The 20,819-nt window shown below is 40.8% G+C and carries 15 protein-coding genes; 7 read left to right on the top strand and 8 right to left on the bottom strand.

The window, feature by feature from the left end:
* The first annotated feature begins 204 nt into the window (after positions 1 to 204).
* The 7 genes from crtD to DDZ16_RS17020 all read left to right on the top strand — a co-directional run bounded on the left by crtD (position 205) and on the right by DDZ16_RS17020 (position 6,354).
* Positions 205 to 1,677 carry a 1-hydroxycarotenoid 3,4-desaturase CrtD gene (gene crtD / locus DDZ16_RS16990; protein WP_109265687.1) on the top strand — a complete coding sequence of 491 codons (1,473 nt, stop codon included), beginning with the start codon at positions 205 to 207 and terminating at the stop codon, positions 1,675 to 1,677.
* Positions 1,674 to 2,348 carry a carotenoid biosynthesis protein gene (locus tag DDZ16_RS16995; RefSeq protein WP_109265688.1) on the top strand — a complete coding sequence of 225 codons (675 nt, stop codon included), beginning with the start codon at positions 1,674 to 1,676 and terminating at the stop codon, positions 2,346 to 2,348. The genes crtD and DDZ16_RS16995 overlap by 4 nt, the downstream gene beginning before the upstream one ends.
* The gene (locus DDZ16_RS17000; RefSeq protein WP_109265689.1) at positions 2,345 to 2,968 is read left to right on the top strand and encodes a lysophospholipid acyltransferase family protein; all 624 of its coding nucleotides are present in this window, start codon (positions 2,345 to 2,347) and stop codon (positions 2,966 to 2,968) included. The genes DDZ16_RS16995 and DDZ16_RS17000 overlap by 4 nt, the downstream gene beginning before the upstream one ends.
* A 72-nt stretch (positions 2,969 to 3,040) precedes the next feature.
* Complete coding sequence (locus DDZ16_RS17005; protein WP_109265690.1) at positions 3,041 to 4,138, top strand: glycosyltransferase; 1,098 nt, start codon at positions 3,041 to 3,043, stop codon at positions 4,136 to 4,138.
* A complete protein-coding gene (locus DDZ16_RS17010; protein ID WP_109265691.1) occupies positions 4,117 to 4,872 on the top strand; it encodes a tetratricopeptide repeat protein in 756 nt (251 codons plus the stop codon). The genes DDZ16_RS17005 and DDZ16_RS17010 overlap by 22 nt, the downstream gene beginning before the upstream one ends.
* A 94-nt stretch (positions 4,873 to 4,966) precedes the next feature.
* Complete coding sequence (locus tag DDZ16_RS17015) at positions 4,967 to 5,740, top strand: 3'-5' exonuclease (protein ID WP_109265692.1); 774 nt, start codon at positions 4,967 to 4,969, stop codon at positions 5,738 to 5,740.
* 2 nt (positions 5,741 to 5,742) lie between these two features.
* Positions 5,743 to 6,354 carry a fumarylacetoacetate hydrolase family protein gene (locus tag DDZ16_RS17020; protein ID WP_109265693.1) on the top strand — a complete coding sequence of 204 codons (612 nt, stop codon included), beginning with the start codon at positions 5,743 to 5,745 and terminating at the stop codon, positions 6,352 to 6,354.
* A 128-nt stretch (positions 6,355 to 6,482) separates the two neighbouring features.
* On the opposite strand, the gene DDZ16_RS17025 is transcribed toward DDZ16_RS17020, so the two are convergent.
* The 8 genes from DDZ16_RS17025 to DDZ16_RS17060 form a co-directional block, all read right to left on the bottom strand.
* Positions 6,483 to 7,907, bottom strand: a complete 1,425-nt coding sequence (locus tag DDZ16_RS17025; RefSeq protein WP_109265694.1) for an efflux RND transporter periplasmic adaptor subunit — start codon at positions 7,905 to 7,907, stop codon at positions 6,483 to 6,485.
* Positions 7,908 to 8,101: 194 nt separating this feature from the next.
* Entirely contained in the window at positions 8,102 to 12,490 is a 4,389-nt protein-coding gene (locus DDZ16_RS17030; RefSeq protein ID WP_109265695.1) for a CusA/CzcA family heavy metal efflux RND transporter, read from the bottom strand.
* A 259-nt stretch (positions 12,491 to 12,749) separates the two neighbouring features.
* Positions 12,750 to 13,157 (bottom strand): hypothetical protein, encoded by a 408-nt coding sequence (locus tag DDZ16_RS20915; protein WP_198416754.1) that lies wholly within the window; start codon positions 13,155 to 13,157, stop codon positions 12,750 to 12,752.
* Positions 13,158 to 13,645: 488 nt separating this feature from the next.
* A complete protein-coding gene (locus DDZ16_RS17040; RefSeq protein WP_109265696.1) occupies positions 13,646 to 14,380 on the bottom strand; it encodes a superoxide dismutase in 735 nt (244 codons plus the stop codon).
* An 865-nt stretch (positions 14,381 to 15,245) separates the two neighbouring features.
* The gene (locus tag DDZ16_RS17045; protein ID WP_109265697.1) at positions 15,246 to 17,582 is read right to left on the bottom strand and encodes a TonB-dependent receptor; all 2,337 of its coding nucleotides are present in this window, start codon (positions 17,580 to 17,582) and stop codon (positions 15,246 to 15,248) included.
* 3 nt (positions 17,583 to 17,585) lie between these two features.
* Entirely contained in the window at positions 17,586 to 18,458 is an 873-nt protein-coding gene (locus DDZ16_RS17050; RefSeq protein WP_198416755.1) for a CPBP family glutamic-type intramembrane protease, read from the bottom strand.
* A 266-nt stretch (positions 18,459 to 18,724) separates the two neighbouring features.
* On the bottom strand, positions 18,725 to 19,879 hold the full coding sequence (locus tag DDZ16_RS17055; RefSeq protein WP_109265698.1) for an AraC family transcriptional regulator: 1,155 nt from the start codon (positions 19,877 to 19,879) through the stop codon (positions 18,725 to 18,727).
* A gap of 98 nt (positions 19,880 to 19,977) precedes the next feature.
* On the bottom strand, positions 19,978 to 20,757 hold the full coding sequence (locus DDZ16_RS17060) for an SDR family NAD(P)-dependent oxidoreductase (RefSeq protein WP_109265699.1): 780 nt from the start codon (positions 20,755 to 20,757) through the stop codon (positions 19,978 to 19,980).
* Positions 20,758 to 20,819 lie beyond the last annotated feature (62 nt).

A 20,819-nucleotide genomic window follows, 5' to 3' on the forward strand; every position in this document is an offset into this window, starting at 1 on the left:
CTACTTAAATTTCTATTATTTTTTCAGTATTTTCAAGTATAAAATGGATTAAATCTAAATACCGTCTATATGTTTTAAAAACAAACCATTAAATTGCACAATAAAAAATAAGAACAATTGACGTTTATCATTAAAATAAGAATAAACACAAAACTTTAACTAAACATCCTGAAAGCATTTTTTGTTTAGAGTTTAAACATTTTTATGAAACAGAAAAAATGTATAATAATAGGTGCCGGAATAGGTGGTATGGCTACAGCCGTGAGACTGGCAAACAAAGGGTACCATGTTGTTGTGCTTGAAAAGAACTTTCGCCCGGGCGGAAAAATAGGAGAAATCAAGAAAGATGGGTTTCGCTTCGACACAGGTCCCTCATTGTTCACCCTTCCCTCCCTGGTAGATGAATTGTTAAATATCGGCAGCACAGGTGATGTCCCTTCTTTTTCATACCATCAACTGGATAACGTTTGCCGTTATTTTTATGAGGACGGCACTCAGATTAATGCATTTGAAGACCCAGCAGAATTTGCAGACGAAATAAATCTTCAAACCGGAGAACCCCGGAAAAAAATACTTGATTATCTGAAAATTGCCCAAAAACGTTATGAAGCCGCATCCGATATATTCATTTTCAATCCCCTAAACAAAGCATTGGAGGTATCAAAAAAACTGAATCCCCAGAAACTAAAACCTTTAATGAAGGTCAATCCCTTAAGGACAATGCATGGTGAAAACAAACAGCATTTCCGCAGTCCGCAAGTTGTTCAGCTTTTCGATCGCTATGCCACTTACAATGGATCCTCACCTTATCTGGCTTCGTCTATGTTGAATATGATTTCCCACCTGGAACATAACTCCGGCGCCTTTTTCCCCGACAAAGGCATGTATAGCATTGTAGAAGCGATCCGCAAAAAGGCTGAAAACTCAGGTATTGACTTCCTCTTTAACACCGAGGTAAAGGAACTAAAAATCAGCGACACTAAGGTTTTGTCAGTTCGCACTAATCAGGGAGACTTTGAAGCTGATCTTTTTATTTCTGATGTGGATGTTAATGCATTTTACAGAAAACCGGCAGCCTCTCTTAAAGCCCCCAAATCTGTAAAAAACCCATCGTTGTCCTCATCTGCATTAATTTTCTATTGGGGAATGGATCGCTCTTTTCCTGATTTAGAAGTCCACAACATCCTGTTTTCTGCGGATTATCGCGAAGAATTCAAATCACTTTTTAAAACCCGTGAACTATTCCACGATCCTACAGTATACCTGTTCATCAGTTCTAAAACAATAAAATCGGATGCCCCCCCGGGAAAAGAAAACTGGTTTGTAATGATCAATGTTCCACCTTTGGGAGACCGGAATTGGGAAGAATTGAAACAAGTTGCCAGAAAAAACATCATCGAAAAGATAAAAAGGGTTCTGAAAACAGATCCCACGCCTTATATTCTTTTTGAGGAAGTGGCTACCCCTCATTCTATTCAGGAATTTACAGGATCACATAAAGGAGCGCTTTACGGCAATAATTCCAACTCCATCTGGTCAGCTTTTCTAAGACACAAAAACCAATCGACCAAATATAAAAATCTTTTTTTTACCGGTGGCAGTGTTCACCCGGGAGGAGGAATACCGCTTTGTCTGGCTTCAGCATCCATCGTTGAAAAGGTAATTGAAAAAATATGAGAGATCAAATATCCAACTTTACAAAAAAGCACATCAACTCGTCCAAAATTAACCGTTTTTGGATTATCTACTATGCGGTAGGTGTGGCTGGCTTTGCCATCCCCTACTCTCGTGAGTTGTTCACCAACCTTATCGGATTATCTATTTTCATGTCAATAGTGCTTTTATTCCTGTTTCACAAAAAGTGGGATGCGGGTTTTATCATCTCCTCTCTTTTTGTCTTTCTGGGAGGTTTTTTCATAGAAGCCATCGGAGTAAGTTCCGGAATTATTTTTGGTGAATATCAATATGGGGAAGCTCTTGGCCCAAAGATATTTCATACCCCTGTCTTAATAGGTCTCAACTGGTGGATGCTTATTTATATTATTTGGCAAATTGTTCAAAAGGCGGTGACCGATACACCCACCCAACTTTTACTGGGAGCTACTATAATGACTGGTTATGATGTTTTTCTCGAGCCTATAGCCATGGCCACTAACATGTGGGGCTGGAAAGGGCAAATTGTTCCTGTTCAAAACTATTTGGCCTGGTTTATTATCTCTTTCATCTTTTTTAGCATTTTCAAAGTATCCAAAAACAGTTATAACAATCCGGTGGCCGAGAGATTAATCGTTTCACAGATTGCCTTTTTTGTTTTACTTAACCTGATCAATCAAACAACAGGTCTATGATTGAAGCATCTCATAATCCTTTTTTTGTATGGTTCTTTAAACACTACTCCGGCATAATGATAAAAACCCATTTCAGAAAGGTTTTTATAGAAGGAGATACTCAAAGAAGTAAAGATCCTATTCTGGTTGTGAGTAATCATTTCTCATGGTGGGATGGATTCTTCATCAATTACCTGAACCACAGATTATGGAAAAAGAAATTTCATGTAATGATGCTTGAAGAGCAATTAAGATCAAGGAAATTTCTTTCCCGTGCAGGTGCTTTTTCAATCCAAAAAAACCTGCCTTCATCCATTAAAACTTTACGATACGCCCGGAAACTGTTAAAAGATCCCGACAATTTACTTTTAATGTATCCACAGGGAAAAATAAGGTCCCAGGCTGATTATCCGGTGAAATTTGAAGACGGTGCCCAATTTTTATTAAACAGTGAGAAAAACTTACTAAAAATGGTGGTTGTCCTCACTGATTATTTTTCTCATAAAAAACCCACCCTTTCGATGTACATAAAAGACTTAAGATCTGAGGAATTAAAAAAACAAAGCATTGAAGATCATTTCAACATATTCTTTTCTGAATGTATAAAAAAACAAAACCAGAAAGCAGATCTTAATGTTTAAGCAAATGAACTACATTTGATAAAGAAAATGACATAAGATCGTTGAACCGGAAAATGTAGTAAAACCGAGACTATGAACATCATAAAAATCCTGGCCATACTCTCCCTGTTGATCATCATCACCCGCTGGTCAATAGCTCTATTCAACCTAATTACCAAACACCCCAAAAAAGGCAATCTCAACAAAAAGGAAGGGGAAATATCCGTTTTAGTTCCTGCCAGAAATGAGGCTCACAACCTACCAATATTATTGAATGGTCTGATAAAGTGCGATAACACCATTGGGGAAATTTTGATATACGACGATCAATCAGAAGACGAAACTGCTTCAGAAGTCAAAATCTGGGCCCGCTACGACAAACGAATCCGCTTGATTGAAGGAAACGTACTTCCTTCGGGTTGGCTGGGCAAGAACCATGCATGTCATCAATTAGCTGATCAGGCAAAAGGCAAGTACCTTCTATATCTGGATGCAGATGTGAAAGTAAATCAAGAAGCTATTGACCTGGCACTTTCACGAATGAAAAAAGACCAACTTTCACTGTTTTCGTTTTTCCCTATTCAGGAAATGAGAACACCAGGTGAATGGATGCTCGTAGCCCAAGTCAATATCATTTTAGTTTCACTTTTACCTATGGCAATAGCCAGTTTTATTCCCATCTCCATGATGGTTGCTGCCAATGGACAGTTTATGATGTTTGATTCTGAAATATACCGGAAATACCTGTTTCACAAAGAGCTTCGTCAGACAGCTGTAGAAGATGTGGCCATTGCTCAGCATATAAAAAAGAAACGGTTAAAACTACATACAGCACTCGCTCCCGAAGGATTGCACTGCCGCATGTATTCCAGTTATCGCGAAGCCCTGTCCGGCCTTTCCAGAAGTGCACGGTTCTTCTTTGGAGGAAGCATGGCCATGGGCTGGGTTTATGTATTCTTCTCAGTTCTTGGATGGTGGCCTGTAATGCTAAGCTATCCTGATTGGGGACTACCTTTTTATTTAAGTTTATTAGTAACAATGCGTATTTTCGTCTCCCTGGCCAGCCATCAGCCAATCATAAAGAATTTAATATATCTGCCTTTGCAACAAATTGGGTTGGTGCACCTTTTTATACAGGCCACGCTTCAACACATTAACAGAAAAACCACATGGAAAGGAAGAACCATTTAATAATTTTTGCTGTCATACTGTTGCTCTTTTTAAGCGTGAACAGCGTTATCAGTCAAAATCGTGACAGTCTTTTCTTTAAGTGCTATACAACCACCCGGATGGAAGCTTGGAAGCAAACCATGGAGCAGATGGACAGAGAAAGGGAGAAAGGAAATTACGAAGAGTTGTTTGATGTAACGCTTGCCTGGTATGGCTACATTGGCTATTGCCTGGGCAATGACAAAGAAGACGAAGCAGAAGACTATCTGGATAGTGGGTGGGACCATCTGGAAGAATTGCTTGAATTGCCAGAATCCGGGGCCGCCCCTTATGCAATAAAAAGCGGTTTTTATGGTTTTGAGATGGCACTCGCCCGTTACAAAACATTGATTCTTGGTCCTAAAAGTGTTTCCGCCCTCAAAACAGCAGCGGAAATCGATTCAACCAATGTTCATTACCTGGTTGAGAAAGGCAACCAGATGTATTACATGCCCTCCTTACTTGGGGGAGATAAAGCCGTGGCACTACATCATTACAAGCATGCAATTGATAAAATGGAAAACGCCAAGACACCCTACCACCAGCACCACTGGTTTTACATTAATACTTTGATTACCCTAGGATTGAGCTATGAGAAAACCGGCCAAATTGAAATGGCCCGAAATACTTATCAAAAGATCCGACGCATAGCACCACATTTTAAATGGCTCAATGAGGATGTTTGGCCAAAGTTTGTTGAAAAATATGGGAAATGAAGTTGTCACCACCTTTAGGTATCCTCACATCAAATGCCTATTTTTGCTATTCATTTTTTTCCAAACACCTGATTTAAGACGTAATTAAAAATTCATGCAGTTAAACCTAAAAAACGCGATCGTTTTTTTCGATCTTGAAACCACCGGCATTAACATTGCCGCAGACCGTATTGTTGAGATTTCCATTTTAAAAATTAATACCGACGGCACCGAAGAGACTAAAACTCTTCGCATAAATCCCGAGATGCCGATTCCGAAAAGATCTTCCGACATCCATGGCATTCTGGATGCAGACGTTGCCGATGCTCCTACATTTAAGGAAGTAGCCCGTGAGCTGGCGACTTTTATGGAAGGATGTGACATTGCAGGATACAATTCCAATAAATTCGATGTACCTCTGTTAGCTGAGGAATTTATTCGTGCTGAAGTTGACTTCGACATGACTAAAAGGAAGTTCATTGACGTACAAACCATCTTTCATAAGATGGAAAAACGTACGCTGGAAGCGGCCTATAAATTCTATTGCGACAAGAATCTGGATGACGCTCATAGTGCTGAGGCTGATACCCGGGCCACTTACGAGGTTTTAAAATCCCAGCTTGATCGCTACTCTGATTTAAAGAACGACGTTGAATGGTTGTCAAAGTTCTCAGCACATAACCGCAACGCCGACTTTGCAGGACGAATTATATTCAACGACAAAGGAGAAGAACTTTTCAACTTTGGCAAATACAAGGGTAAAAAGGTGGTGGATGTTCTGGAAACCGACCCCGGTTACTACGGGTGGATGATGAACGGAGATTTTCCTCTTTTCACCAAAAAGGTATTAACCAATATTAAGTTAAGAAACGCTTTCAATCAGGGGTAATTATGAAATTACTTTGTATCGGCCGTAATTACGAAGAGCACGCCAAAGAACTTAAAAACCCTTTACCTTCAGAACCGGTGATTTTCTCAAAACCAGACACTGCATTACTGAGGAATAACGATCCTTTTTTTATTCCTGATTTTGCAGAGTCCTTCCACTATGAAGTTGAGATTGTTGTTCGTATCAACCGTCTGGGGAAAAACATTGAGGAACAGTTTGCCCATCGTTATTATGATGAGATAGGCCTGGGCATTGACTTTACGGCACGCGATTTACAGGACAAACTAAAGCAGAAAGGGCTTCCATGGGAAAAATGCAAAGCATTTGACCATTCAGCCGTTATTTCGAATTTTGTCAGAAAAGAAGAATACCAGGATCTCAACAACTTAAAATTCCACCTGGACATCAATGGCGAAACGCGCCAGAAAGGAAACACACATGATATGATCTTCAATATCGATCAAATCATTTCTCATGTCTCAAAATATTTCACTCTTAAGATTGGTGACTTCATTTACACCGGAACGCCTTCAGGTGTTGGTCCGGTTAAAATTGGTGACCGGATGCAGGGATATATCGAAGATGAGAATTTCTTTGATTTTCAGGTAAAATAGACAGGTGCAGATAGCCCCCTGCGGTGCCCTGTGTCTGTGGATTAAAAAAATAACCACCAATGCCGGTTATTATTTAAGTTTAACCACAGAGAACACTGGGAAACGCAGAGGTTTGCCATCATTTTGTTTTAATGGTTATGCCCTGAATGCCCTCCGGCTCCGCCTTTTTTCATCTCAGACAATAATGCCTGAGCATTTTCAACGGCGAACCCAGATTCGTAGTAATGATTATCTGGCAATTCGATTTCTACAAAACCTCCTTCATTAAGGCCGGTAGTTACCTCAATCCTCTCAAATATCATAAACTCCTCATGATTGCCCTCTTCCTCATTTGCATGCCCTCCTTCAGAATGGTCATGATTATGCCCCTCTGCATGAGCCTCATGATCATGTTCCTCTGAGTGATCCTCATGACTATTTTCTTCTGAATGGGCCTCGTGATCATGCTCCTCACCTTCGATGAGCCTGAATACATAACTTTTCCCCTGCTCCTGCACAACGGCTTCTTCAGGCAATGCCCAAACAGCCTTACCCCCGGTTTGAATCCAGGCAGTAACAGCCATCCCGGGCAGAACCCCCTCATGCATCTCCTCAATATCGGCATGAACCAGTGCTGTGCGAGACTCAGTGTCGAAACGGGATGATTTCATTCGGATAACTCCACGCAATGGAGTGGCGAGGGAGTTATTGGCTAAGTTAAAAGTCAGATTCTGACCGCTCTTGATGGCGGCAATATCTTTCTCAAAAACCATTAAATCCAGGTGGGCGTTTTCATTATCAGCAATGTGAAAAATCTCCTTTTGTCCGGGGACATGAATGCCGGTATTGACCATTACAGATGCCACATAACCTGAAATTGGTGCCAAAATAGGATAACCGGCACTCAAATTCTCCGGCCGGATATCAGATGGAGTAATGTTTACCAACTCCAATTCGCGTTTTAAGCTTTGCAACCGAGCCAGATTATTTTGATACTCCGACTCTGCTTTTTGAACCGTCCTGGCCGCGTTAACACTGTCTTTCAGCAACCTGCTCTGACGTTCATATTCATTTTTGAGGTATTTATCCAGGTTACGAGCTTCAAGATAGTTGCGCTGTAACTCCAGGATATCGGGATGCTCAATGAAAGCCAGCACCTGACCTTTTCTTACATAATCCCCTTCTATTACACCAATATCCGTCACCTCACCTCCAACAAAGGGGCTTACCGAAGCTTCGTAAGAAGGTGGTAAAGTCACATTTCCGAAAGCTTTTACCAAATTAGACAGATGCTCTTTTGTAGGATGACCTGTCTGAATACCTACATTTTCCATCTGAAGATGCGTCACCAGCACCTGATTCTCTTCCAGTTCCTCCTTCTCAGCTGCAAGGCTTCCAGCCTCATGATTATGCCCACTGTGAAGATCTTCTTCATTCCCCGCTTCCAAATGTTCGGGAGCATTATGACCATCATGTTCCTGATGGGTTGATCCACCGCAGGAATACATCATTGAGATAAAACCTGCAAAAACTATGCATCCACTTATCTTTGACAGACTTTGTATATTCATCATTTTGTTTTTTTCTTGTTTAAGCCATACCAGGCATATTAAAAAAGATCATCATTAAATCGCTGATAATCTACCATTAAACCATAAGACCTTATAAAATTAAAGTTTTAAAACCTTTTCAATCCCACCTCACAAGGTATCGTGCGTTTTTACAAAAACTCTTCTTTTTAACCTTTGTACCATTATACCTTTACACATTATCTCCCAACCATATATTCCAACTCAATGGCTGCATCGTTATATTTTTTCAATACCTGAAGGTAGTCCAATTGAATACCCGTTGACTGATCGAAGTATTGTACATACTGCAAATAATCGATATTTCCTGCTTTGTACTGAAAGAATGCGTTCCTGGATATCAGGCGCGCTTCTTTTAAGCGGCTCTCATTGTAGAAATCCAGTTGGTCCTGGTAGTTTTCCAAATCATTCACAAGGTTCAGAAACTCCGTTTCGATGTCTTTATGAAAACTCATCTCCTCCTGCACAACAATTTGAGCCTGTATTTTTGCACTTTGGTTTCGTCCGTTCTCTCCCCAAAAATCGATAGGAAACTTCACTCCTACTTCGAATGCATTAAAACTGTCACCTCCGTTAATCTCCGTTTTGCTGAAACGGACAAAAGGATCGGGCCATGAAACTGCTCTTCTGGCTTTGCTTTCTGCCCTGGCCGTTTCGATAATTCCCTCTGAAATGAGCAAATCCGGATTGTTGCCGGGAACTTGCCCAAGGGTGTCAATATTTACAGAATACTCAGCAAGGGCGGTATCTTTAGTCCGAACAGGCACATTAGTAAAAACAGCCTTTTGAAGTTGATTTCTGGCATTCTTGAGTTCGGCTTCAGCTTCCTTTTTCTGTAGCTTAATGGCCTTGAATTTAGATTGAGCAGACACTTTTTCAAGATAGGAGATATCTCCTGTTTGGTACTTCAACTCTCCTGCTTCATTCAGCTCAGAAAAATAATGCTCCAACTCATCCATCAGTTTCAACTTCTCACCGGCAAACAAAACCGCATTGAAGGCTTTTTTCACATCCCTTACCACCAATTGCTTCAACTGGCGCATTCTATTTTGAGAAAGCTCAATACGTCGATTGGCCAACTTGCCTCGTTTGGCGTATTCGATGGGATTGTCAAATTCCTGCTCAACCGACCAGGTATGACGACCGCTTCCTTCATTCTCGCTTTCATAAGCCACCTTTGTATCAGGTAAGTCAAAAGCCGCAGTTTTTTCTTTTCGCTGTCTTTCCACCCCCATCTGCCCTGATTTTATATCAGGATGGTTAGTGATGGCCATTTCAATGGCTTCTTCCAGAGAAACCTTTTGAGGAGAGTTCGCATTTGTTTGTCCCTTCACTGAATGAGGAAAAATCATCAGAGCGATAATTAAAACAGATAACGTAGCCTTCATATTATGACTTTTAGATCGATTATTCTTACCCAACACCTGATTAAGAGAAGGAATCCTGACTCGTCCACCTTTAAAGGTGTAGATGATGGGTAGTAGAAACAGCGTCAGAAGTGTAGCAGTAATAAGGCCACCAACAACCACTGTGGCCAACGGCCGCTGAACCTCAGCACCTGATGAGGCCGAAACAGCCATCGGGAGGAACCCGAGTGCATCGGTAAGCGCGGTAAGGATGACCGGACGCAATCGCATATCGGTGCCATGATAAACCCTACGAAATACATTGGAAACTCCTTCAGCTTTTAGCTCATTGAAGAAACTCATCAAAACTACCCCGTTAAGTACGGCAATACCAAATAGGGCGATAAAGCCTACTCCCGCCGAGATGCTGAATGGCATATCGCGTATCCATAAAGAGAACACACCTCCTATAGCAGCCAGGGGAACAGCAGAAAATACCAACAGGGCCTGACGGGAGGATCCGAAAGTGAAATACAAAAGGATAAAAATGAATGCCAACACAAGTGGCACCACCCATGAAAGTCGTTGTTTGGCACTTTTCAAACTTTGGAAGTCCCCGGCGTAAGAAATGTTGTATCCTTTGGGCAGGTTCAGCCTGGCATTCAGCTCCCTCTGAACCTCTTCCACAAATGATTCTGTATCCCGGTCACCAATATTGACACCCACTTCCAACTTACGTTTTACGCTTTCTCGTGAAATAGCGGCAGGTCCGGCCTGCATCTTTATATCAGCCACTTCATCTAATCGTACCTGATCTCCATTGGGGCGTTTCAGATACAGATCGCCAATAGCAGCGGGATCATTCCGGTGTTGATCATCCAGGCGCACTACCTGAGAAAATTGTCTTTCACCTTCATAAATAATCCCGGCCCGAGCACCTGAATAGGCCGTCTGTATCGTCCGGTTAACGGTTTCAATATCCAGTCCGTACCGGGCCAGTTTATCACGATCGTAACTCACAACCAGCTGAGGTAAACCAATCACTTTCTGAACATTGAGATCACCAACACCGGGAACATCTTCAATTATTGCACGTGCTTTCATTCCGTAATGATAAAGCGTATCCAGATCTTCACCATAAATATTCAACAACACATCAGCTGAAGAACCTGTAAGCAAATGGTTAAAAAGCATTTCAACCGGTTGCGCAAAAAAGAAACTCACACCGGGCACTGCAGCTGACATCTCGTTCTTCATTGCAGCTTCCAGTTCATCTTTGGTCTCCGCTTTCACCCATTCATCTTTAGGTGTAAGATTAATAATCATTTTAGCCATCTCAAGAGACATAGGATCGGTGGGTATTTCCCCTGTTCCTATTTTGGTGGCAACCTGCTCAACCTCATCAGGAAAATGTTCCAGCAAAATTCTCTCGAGTTTGGTATTAATCTCGACAGTCTCAGTCAATGAAGTACCAGGTTGCAAAATAGGGTGAATGGCAAAATCACCTTCATCCAGCTGGGGAATGAAGACTGCGCCCAATCGGGTAAAAGCAACCAAGGCAAGCACGAATAGCAGGACAATACCTCCTGTGACTGCATATCGGTAACGTAAAGCCAGACCCAACATTTTTTGATAACCTCTGCGGATACGACCGATAATTTTATCCGCCAAATTTGGTTTATTGGACTTCTCAGGCCTTAGAATCCAGGCTGCCATCATAGGTACATAAGTCAGACACAATATGATTGCCCCGATCAATGCCATTCCAAATGTAATGGCCATCGGTCGAAACATCTTACCTTCCTGTCCGGTGAGCGTCAGAATCGGGACAAAAACGATCAGAATGATCAGCTGCCCGAAGATGGCTGTCCGCATCATTCGACCCGAGGACCAATAGGTTATTTCATTGATTTTATTCCTGAGAGGTTTTCCCTCAAGCTTTCGAAGAGTATTTACCCTTTGACTTATCTGAAAGACCACAAACTCAATAATAATAACGGCTCCGTCGATGATGATTCCAAAATCGACAGCTCCCAGACTAATCAGGTTTGCCGACAAATCAAACGTATACATTATACCCAGGGCAAAAAGCAACGAAAGGGGAATAACAGAGGCTGTAATAAGCCCGGAACGGAGATTCCCCATCAGCAAAACCAACACAAAAATCACAATAAGGGCACCAAGGGCCAGGTTTTCGACAACCGTGCCCGTGGTTTCACTGATAAGCGTTGAACGATCCAGGAATGGTTCAATCTGAACCCCTTCCGGCAAAGCATCCTTAACTCTTGGAAGGCGCTCTTTTACATTGGCAATGACCTCAGCAGGATTTTCGCCCCGAAGCATCATGACTTTTCCACCAACTGCTTCACCTTTTCCATTGTAGGTAAATGCTCCGAACCGCGGGGCATGGCCGTATTTAACAGTGGCCACATCACCAATACGCAACGGTGTTCCGTTTTGCAACCTGATAACAGTAGAGCGAATATCCTCGAGGGATGTAGTCAATCCCTCTCCCCTTATGAAATAGGCACGACGATTTTTTTCGATATAACTGCCCCCTGTATTGGCATTATTTTTCTTAAGGGCATCAAAAATATCTGTGATGGTTAGGTTGTAACTACGAAGACGGTCGGGTTGAACAGCCACTTCGTACTGTTTAAGATATCCGCCCATGGTATTGACACCCACCACTCCGGGAATATTGATCAATTCCTTTTTTACAATCCAATCCTGAATTTCACGTAAATCAGTAGCCGGGAATTGATTTCCATAACCATCCTTTGCACTGATAACGTATTGATAAATTTCACCAAGTCCGCTGGTCAAGGGGCCCATTGAAGGTTCACCAACACCGGCAGGCAGCTTTTGGGCAGCACTCTTCAATTTTTCCGAAACCAACTGCCGGGGTTTATACATCCCCATATCGTCCTTAAAAACTAAAGTTATATCGGACAAACCAAATTTTGATTTTGAACGAATTTCGGTAAGCCCCGGTAAATTTCCCATTTCCAATTCAATGGGATAAGTGATGAGTCTTTCGATCTCCTCCGTGGCCAGATCGGGGGCATAAGTGGTTACTTTTACCTGGTTATTAGTCAGATCGGGAACCGTATTCAAAGGCAAATTGAACATGGCATATGTCCCCCACCCTATCCAGGCAAGAATAAAAAGCCCCACAATGAATTTATTTTTTATTGAAAAGGCAATTATTTTATTAATCATATGAATTAGATTAACAGATGATAGATAATAGAGGTTAGATAATAGATTAAGTACTCTTAATCACACACTTATAAACCTACAACACCTCATTAAAGCATCATAATTTGATAATAGATTCCAGAAGTTAGACGATGCAATAAATCGCAAATAAATTCACTCAAGAACTAACATTCCGGTAATTACATTCTCAGATAGTAAACCAGTTACCCACAATGCTTCAAAAGCCTGTGAGCTTAAAGGTTTGAAAAAATGAAGAAAATTATGCCATGGGAGGCCCTCGATGGGGAGAGACAAATAATAGAAATTGATCAGAAACAGACTCTGGATCGTAATAGAGCCTGTAGAAAGAAACATCTTCCTCCACATATTCAGAAACAAGAAATAGCGATAGAAAAAGATCAAAGTCAAAATCGATTACCGGCTGGGGTATTTTCACCAAATTCTGACGCTCAACGGTGATATCGTTGAAAGCATGGCAATGGTTGGATGCGTCATCAAACGGATCCCCACTCTTATGGGAATGGTCACAGTCGTCGCCATGAGTGGTGTGTGTATGAGTATAAACGGAATGAAAATGATGATGATGGGGAATTATTTCATGGGAGAAAATGACCAGACCTGCCAGCCACAAAAAAAACAAGGCTATATTTTTCCCATTTTTTGTCATTCACACAGTTGTTAATCCGTTTTTTTTATTCCGGTAGGATAAAAAATGGTTGCAAATATATAATATATCCTTTAATTACAAGATGATAGAATTCAATAGATTTTTAGATTGAACATACAAAATGAAAATTATTGCACTCACATCCAAACCCTTAACATAACCCCCGCAAAGCACGAACATCTGATATTTATTTTTTGAGCCCCATAGGCTTCAGAAATAGGACAAATGCTTTAACTTAATAGATCGTTATATTTTCAGATACCTGCCTGATGGCAGTCAGGAAAGATTTAAAACCCCATACAACACTAATAACCAGGGCTTTAAAGCAGCCATGTATGTAATTACAAAAAGTTGATTGATAGCCTTTTACAAAAATCTTAGGGAGTATTGTTAACTTATCCCTATTAAAAAAACCCGAAACGCTTTAGCAATCCGGGTTTCCAAAAACAAAAATCCAAGTCCACGCCATTTTAATCCCCAAAATTAAATCACCCTTTCCACTCCCCTTTATGTGCTTTTTCCCACCGTTTACTAACAGTTTTCCAGTTTAGTACATTCCAAAAATCATCAACATAATCACGACGTAAATTCTGATATTTGAGATAATAAGCATGCTCCCAAACATCCAAAGCAAGCAATGGAATTCCTTTCTCAGGGTTAACATCCATAAGGGTATTGTCCTGATTAGGTGTAGAGGTCACGCTCAAATTTTTATCGGAATCCATGTACAACCAGGCCCATCCACTACCAAAATGAGAATTGGCTGCACTACTGAACTCAGCTTTGAACTCACCAAATGACCCGAAATTCTTAACCAGCGCATTTAATAATCTGGCAGAGGGTTTACCTCCATCTGGTGATATATTTTCCCAAAACAACGCGTGATTATAATATCCACCTCCATTGTTTCGAATCGAATCATCATATTGGGATATATGAGCAAAAATACGGTGCATCGGCATTTTTTCCAATTCAGATCCTTTTATTGCGGCCATAAACCTCCTATAGTAACCCCGATGATGCTTATCGTAGTGCAGCTGCATAGTTTTAGTATCGATATAAGGCTCCAGCGCGTCATACGCAAAACCTAATTCAGGAAATTTATGTCCGCTGATGGAACCGGCAAGGGCTGCTTCAGATCCTTTATTATCCTTTGATCCTGATGGTGCACAAGCCGAAACTGCAGCCACACCCATAAGTGAAAGGAAATGACGTCGTTTCATATCTCTTAGCTTTTTTCCGAATAACCTATGTTTCTTTTTTAGTTCAAACAGGAGAGGCGGTTATTTGTTCGGGTTAACAACTTATAATAGGAGCTGCTGAAAAAGTCAAAAGGGCAGAATTTACAAGCCGCCCAATCGAAGGAGTATTGAGATACTTCGAGATTGTGGCGGTGAAGTAAATTTTGTTCTTTTGATTAGCCATTTTCATATAATCAAGTGCAAAGAAATTCGAGTTTATTGTGAAATAACCTTGCACTTAAGTGTTTATTGAGATGTATCAAGGTTTTAATAGCTAATAATATATGCGTTTTCCAGCGCTCCCTATAATAAACCTACAGGTTTTCAATAATATAGGGCAATTTCTAATCAAAAGTTTTAAACCCTCAATAGATCGTTAGATTTTCAGATACCTACCTGACGACAGTCAGGTAAATTTTAAGACGAACCATATAATACTAATAAACAGAGCTTTAAAGCGACCTGTGTATAATTACAAAAATTTGATTTATAGCCTTTTACAAAAGTTTAACGGAGTATTGAAACCCCATCAGGCGATTAAAACATTCGGCAACTGCTAGTCCGGGTGGGGTCAAAGGCACAACTCTGTCAACAACTCTTAAATATTGAATCAATCAAACCATTTCTCGCAACCCTAAAAAATCTAAACACTTCATTCTATTTCCCTGGCTTTCTTTAAAGCAATCTTAGAAATCACAGGGCCAAAAAGCTCATGGATAATTAAATTAAGACTATCTGTGTGAAACGTCTTTCAACATCAAAAAAAATGACCCGGCTGATAACAAACCAGGTCATTTTTATATCAAAAGAACTTTACCGTACTTTATTTCAGTTCCCAATTCTCATCTCAAAAGATGATTTTATAGCTAAGGTTGGGGACCACAATTCCAGTAAACCGGGTATCCAAAGTGCCGGTATTTAAATCGTAATAATCGGTATCAAACTCCTCTGTACCCAAAACATTCAATACTTTTAGTGACCATTCAGAGGAGTGTCGGGGCTTATTTCTTCGGTAGGAGATAGTGAATGAAACAACAGGCTGATCATCGAATTTTTCATCATAAGCTCTGTTGCCGTCTGTTTCACCATAAACAATCTTCTTTTGTTTCAGAGAGACGTTCTTATTCACAGGTTCTTTCCTGATTCCGCCCATATAATTTAAGCGAATGTTAGTGCTTAACAAATTATTATCATTTCTTCCCACGCTCCATTCTTTTCCGGCAAGAGCATTCACTACATAGTTTCGATTGTAACGTGTATTACGTTTGATACCATCAGCAGCAGTATATTTTGAGTCAAATAAAGATGTGGTAAGTAAGTAATAAAACCCATTCTCTATAAAGCGCTCCAACGTCAGATCCATGCCAACATTAAAACCTGTTCCGGCATTTATCAAAGCCTCTTCAAAAAACAGTTCCTGCTCAAAGTTTAAAGATGTAACATAACCATCCGGCGAGACTGGCACATTTTTTAGAAACTGATAATAGGGCTCTGCTCTGAATCGAAGATAATCGTTAATTTTCCAATTATATGCCAAAACATAATGGAATGATTGCAGTAAATCTAATTTTTTATTAGGTTCCTGACCTTCAATTTCCACAAAATAAACCGGCAATTGCTCAATTCTGCTGTGTTTCCCAAAAGCAAATGCCAAATTATGGCTGGCATTGAGATGGTATTTCAGCCCAAAACGAGGCTCGGGCAAAACCTGATTGTTTAGTAAAAAATATTGGGCATTTATCCCCATATTCAAAGTTAACCTGGATGCCAAGGCTATTTTAGATTGAACATATGCCTGTATAAATCCGGTTTGTCCTTCTCCCTCCGAAAGCATTTGCAGTTGATCCTCTTCTCCTTTTGACTGAGCAATTTTTACATGGTACCCAAGTCTGCTATACTTAAAGCCTGTTCGCAAACTACTACCATCTACAAAATGATGATCCAGGTCAGATTGCAATGTAGCCCTCCATAAATTATTATCTACATCTGATTGAGGGAATTTATCAAGACCATACCCCACTCGATCTTCTGTGTGAGACAAACCATTTCCGGTTGCAGAGAGCGTTGTTTTCAAAAATGTTTTTTCTCCAAGGCGTAATTGATGCGAAAGTCCTGAGGCAAACATATACAGGCGTGTATCTGAATAATCGCGATCAGCATCCATCTTCCATTCGGAACTATCGGCAGCTTCCATCTCCTGCCCATCCAACGCGCCAATTCCCCAAAAAGAGAATTTACCGGCGTTGGACGTGTGTAAAGTGGTCTTAAAAGCCAAATCCTGATATTTCAAAATTCCCGTATTGTCCGGAAGGATGGGTTCCAGCAGGGCCATCGTGGAATTGCGATAATTCATCAGATAGGTACTTCTCCCCCCTCTTTTTAAAGGCCCTTCAGCCGATAAATCAACCCCTATGATTCCGGCCTGAAAGGTATATTGAGAAGCTTCAGAGTTGCCATCTCTCAGTTTAATATCAAACACCCCCGAACTTGCATTCCCATATTGTGCAGGGAAAGCTCCGGTGTAGAAATCACTGTTGGCCATCACCTGATTACTTAGGGCCGTGAGCAAACCGCCACCAGCGACGGTGAGATTGGCAAAATGATTTGGATTAGGTACCTCCACACCTTCAACCTGCCACAATAAACCATCGGGATTGTTACCTCTTACAGAGATACCATTGCTGCTGACCGACGGAGCTGCCACCCCTGCAAAAGATGTGGCCAGACGAGCAGGATCGTCCATTCCTCCTGCATAGCGCTGAGTTTCTTCAACTGTAAACTGGCGGCTGCTTAGGGTGGTCATAGAATTTAAGGGCTGATCTTTCCGGGTTTTCACCACCACTCCTTTCAGCTGGGTTGTTTTTGGACTGAGTTTTATATCCAATGGTTTTTCATGGCCTGATGTCACCAATACTTCATTGATCTGATAGATATAGTACCCCACCATGCTTACTTGAATATTGTGGCGTCCCACCGGAACATCCTTCAAGGTAAAAGTACCGTCCTCGCCGGTTATTGTGCCAATAAGTGGATCGGTCCCTGGCACAACAATATTTACAAAAGGCAGTGGCTCACGGGTTACTTCATCTTTTACCGTACCGTTAACATTCTGTGTTATGGTCTGTGCCCATAAAATCTCTGTAAAAAACAGGATTAATAATGAAATTATAATAACTCGTTTCATGATTCAGATACTTTTAAAGGTTTGTGAAGGAATGGGAAGACGCTGAAAAAACATGGTCTTGTTGTGGAGCAAAAGAAAAACAGAAAAGACCAGTAGCAAACCGGTTTGTATGACCTTACTAATGGGGTGTGTGGCAAAAATTTCATTAAAAAAACCGGCAGTGATGTGAAATATCACCGGCAGCAAAATATTTCTTTCAGTTTTATAATACAACCAATTTAGGATTATAACAAAAGGGATAAGACTGACTACAAAATTGAGAGAGTACAAAAGTCCTTCTTCCACCAGATTGCTATGGTAATAATCTTTTATGAAAGACAAAGGAAAATGCCAGAAAGCCCAGAAAACAGCAAAAATAACAGAGGCCGTAAACAAATTGTACCGTGAACGCAAACAGTCAGTTCCGTAAGAGTGCCAGGCCAATTCCTCAAGAAGTGGTGCCGCCAGCAACATAAACCAAACAGGAAATACCCCGGAACTAAAAGTATATCCGCCCCTGAATTGGAATTGATCTGCACTGTATCCAAAAAACAAAGAGATGGCCTGTGCCAGTAAAATACTTACCAGCATCAGAAAAACAGTCACCAGAAGGTAGTGAGGTTTTATCCGGTTGAAATTAAAAATTCGCCCCAAAAGGTCATTTCGCAAGCGCTGATCTGGCATGATAAAACTTATAGCTATCAAAACAGGGGCTACCAGACCCGCAAAACTAAAAATCCCAACCAGCCATTGCAAATAACTTGCAGATGGAGTAAGGTGACTGATGTACCCACTCAAAAACCAAAAGCCCCATGGGATAAAAAGGGACAAAGCATAAAAGGTCAGCGGACTCCTATAAGCCTTGATGATGTTCGGAGAAATACCATGTGATTTCATTTGCCAATGTTTTAAGTTTGTTTTTTCAGCAAATGAAACGCAAAAGGAAAGATCAATCGCCCAGTCCTTTAATTTTGGACTTTTAAGGAGTACAGACCTACACACCGGGACATACAACACCCACGATATCTAACTCTTACAACAAAAAAAAGAAAAACAGTTTTTTTTGAAGCAATCAACAATCCAGTGGGGAATTTATTATTTTCCTGTGCGATTGGCCCGGTTTCTAATTTCTATATCGAAATCGGGTACAGCCATTCGAGCCGCTAATGGCCCATTTTCTCTTCATTCTCTGACATAATCCCGGATTTTAAAAACTGAGAAGGAGTCACCCCTTTGTGCTTTTTAAAAATGCTGTTGAACGAAGATTTGGAATTAAAGCCAGAATCCAGGGCATGAGCCAACAAACTGAAGCTATCATTTTGCGTAGCTCTTCGGATAAATTCATCAACACGAAAGCGATTTACAAAATCATGAAAATTTACTGCTTCCCGCTGATTTATAATTTGCGATAGTTGATTAGCCGACATATCAAGATTACCGGCAAGATCTCCAAGTGTTAGTTTAGGATCAAGATAGGGCTTTTGATTGTTCATAAATGATAAAAGTTTATGGTGCCCGGTCTGAAGGGCCTCATCTGTAAGGCCCGATTTTCTATATTTCTGCTGCAATGAAACGTCACCTTTTACCACCTTTGCATCAGTATTATGGGTAAACATATCCTGATGACGAATGCCAAAGTAACCAATATAAAAGATAAAGAGAATTATCAGGGTGTAGAAAATAAAATCGGCGTTGAAAGAGAACTCAACACCCAAGCCTTCCCGAAGAATGATGATGATGGTTGCCGTGAAAAAAATAATCCCAATTCCATATATACAGTAACGTAACCAGTCAAGATTTATGCCTTCTTCAAAAGAAAAATTATCGTCGACTTTGCGTTTGTGCCTCCAGGTAAGACGGTAAGCCAAAATGGAATAACTTAAACCTGAGACTATAAAACCTATCAGCATAATGGTGGTTGACAGGGCAAAATCGTCTACCTCCCCATGATCCACCATTCTTTTCTCTGCAGCCGAATAGAAAAAAAAGAATTCGAACATACTTAGATACCCAAGCATAAAAGGCGCAAAATGCCAATAATCAACCAGCCTCAAACTTGAGTCATTGCGCAAAGAATACAGGGTATAAAGATAAAGCATAGGCCCGTGAATCAAGGGAAAAGGAGCTGTAATGCCAACCATATGCGGATACTTTTCCCAAAAACCCAGGTGGTATAAATAATAACTAAGTAAATGAATTCCGATTAAAACGATCCAAACAGCCAGGATACGATCGGTTAATGCTTTGTTCTTCTTGGTAAACAACAACAAAGCAATAAAAAAAGACATAAAAATTCCCGATGTAAAAATGGCATCCATGAGCTTAATTTTAAACCGTAAATTTATCTAAAAAATAGATAAGTTACGAGCTCAAGGGGACGTTAAATCAGGGAAAACATAAGAGCCCAAAGTTAGCTTTAATCCGTCTTCTGCATCTTGTGCACCATTTTTAGCAACAACTTTTTAGGCAAAAATGGCATCAAGCCCATGCTTGCTTTCATCGCAAATGGCAATCCGGAAATAACATTGAGCTTTCCTTTTTCCATTCCATGATAACCATCTTCAGCCACTCTGCGGGCATCAGCGGTGTTTTTAAACATGTCGGTTTTATCCATTCCCGATATCCGCCCAAATTCTGTTTCAGTAGCTCCTGGAAGCAACGCTGTTACGGTAACCTTTGTTCCGGATAACTCTTCTGAAACGGCATTACTGAAAGAAGTAACATAGGCTTTTGTTGCAAAATACACAGCCTGTAGCGGGCCGGGCATCATACCGGCAGTGGAAGAGACATTCAGTACCCTGCCGCTGTTACGCTTTACAAAATCAGGTAAAAACAACCGGGTTAAATGTGTCAATGCCATTACATTCAAATGAATCATTGCAGAATCATCGGCCCAGTCGCGTTCATGAAATTTGCCTATGCCGCCAAACCCGGCGTTATTGATCAGATATTCCACTTCAATTCCCGCCTGTTTAACCTCATCGTAAATGGCCGGCGGTGCATCAGGCTGAATAAGGTCTTTGTCAATGACATGAACCTGAATGCTATACTCTGACTCCAATTCTATCTTCAGTTCTTCGAGTTTATCTTTTCGCCGGGCCACAACAACCAAATCTCTGCCTTTTTGGGCATGTATTTTGGCAAGTTCCTTTCCGATACCTGATGAAGCGCCGGTAATTAATGCTACTTTTTCCATGTTTTATTATTTATTGCTAAAAAGAAGAAACAAAACAATATAAGATAGAGTTCAAAAAATAG

The organism is Marinilabilia rubra, from assembly GCF_003121985.1.
In the GTDB taxonomy this organism is placed as follows: domain Bacteria; phylum Bacteroidota; class Bacteroidia; order Bacteroidales; family Marinilabiliaceae; genus Marinilabilia; species Marinilabilia rubra.

Coding starts and splice junctions, on each gene's coding strand:
- crtD (WP_109265687.1), top strand. CDS start 205: ATGAAACAGAAAAAATGTATAATAATAGGTGCCGGAATAGGTGGTATG.
- DDZ16_RS16995 (WP_109265688.1), top strand. CDS start 1,674: ATGAGAGATCAAATATCCAACTTTACAAAAAAGCACATCAACTCGTCC.
- DDZ16_RS17000 (WP_109265689.1), top strand. CDS start 2,345: ATGATTGAAGCATCTCATAATCCTTTTTTTGTATGGTTCTTTAAACAC.
- DDZ16_RS17005 (WP_109265690.1), top strand. CDS start 3,041: ATGAACATCATAAAAATCCTGGCCATACTCTCCCTGTTGATCATCATC.
- DDZ16_RS17010 (WP_109265691.1), top strand. CDS start 4,117: ATGGAAAGGAAGAACCATTTAATAATTTTTGCTGTCATACTGTTGCTC.
- DDZ16_RS17015 (WP_109265692.1), top strand. CDS start 4,967: ATGCAGTTAAACCTAAAAAACGCGATCGTTTTTTTCGATCTTGAAACC.
- DDZ16_RS17020 (WP_109265693.1), top strand. CDS start 5,743: ATGAAATTACTTTGTATCGGCCGTAATTACGAAGAGCACGCCAAAGAA.
- DDZ16_RS17025 (WP_109265694.1), bottom strand. CDS start 7,907: ATGATGAATATACAAAGTCTGTCAAAGATAAGTGGATGCATAGTTTTT.
- DDZ16_RS17030 (WP_109265695.1), bottom strand. CDS start 12,490: ATGATTAATAAAATAATTGCCTTTTCAATAAAAAATAAATTCATTGTG.
- DDZ16_RS20915 (WP_198416754.1), bottom strand. CDS start 13,157: ATGACAAAAAATGGGAAAAATATAGCCTTGTTTTTTTTGTGGCTGGCA.
- DDZ16_RS17040 (WP_109265696.1), bottom strand. CDS start 14,380: ATGAAACGACGTCATTTCCTTTCACTTATGGGTGTGGCTGCAGTTTCG.
- DDZ16_RS17045 (WP_109265697.1), bottom strand. CDS start 17,582: ATGAAACGAGTTATTATAATTTCATTATTAATCCTGTTTTTTACAGAG.
- DDZ16_RS17050 (WP_198416755.1), bottom strand. CDS start 18,458: ATGAAATCACATGGTATTTCTCCGAACATCATCAAGGCTTATAGGAGT.
- DDZ16_RS17055 (WP_109265698.1), bottom strand. CDS start 19,879: ATGGATGCCATTTTTACATCGGGAATTTTTATGTCTTTTTTTATTGCT.
- DDZ16_RS17060 (WP_109265699.1), bottom strand. CDS start 20,757: ATGGAAAAAGTAGCATTAATTACCGGCGCTTCATCAGGTATCGGAAAG.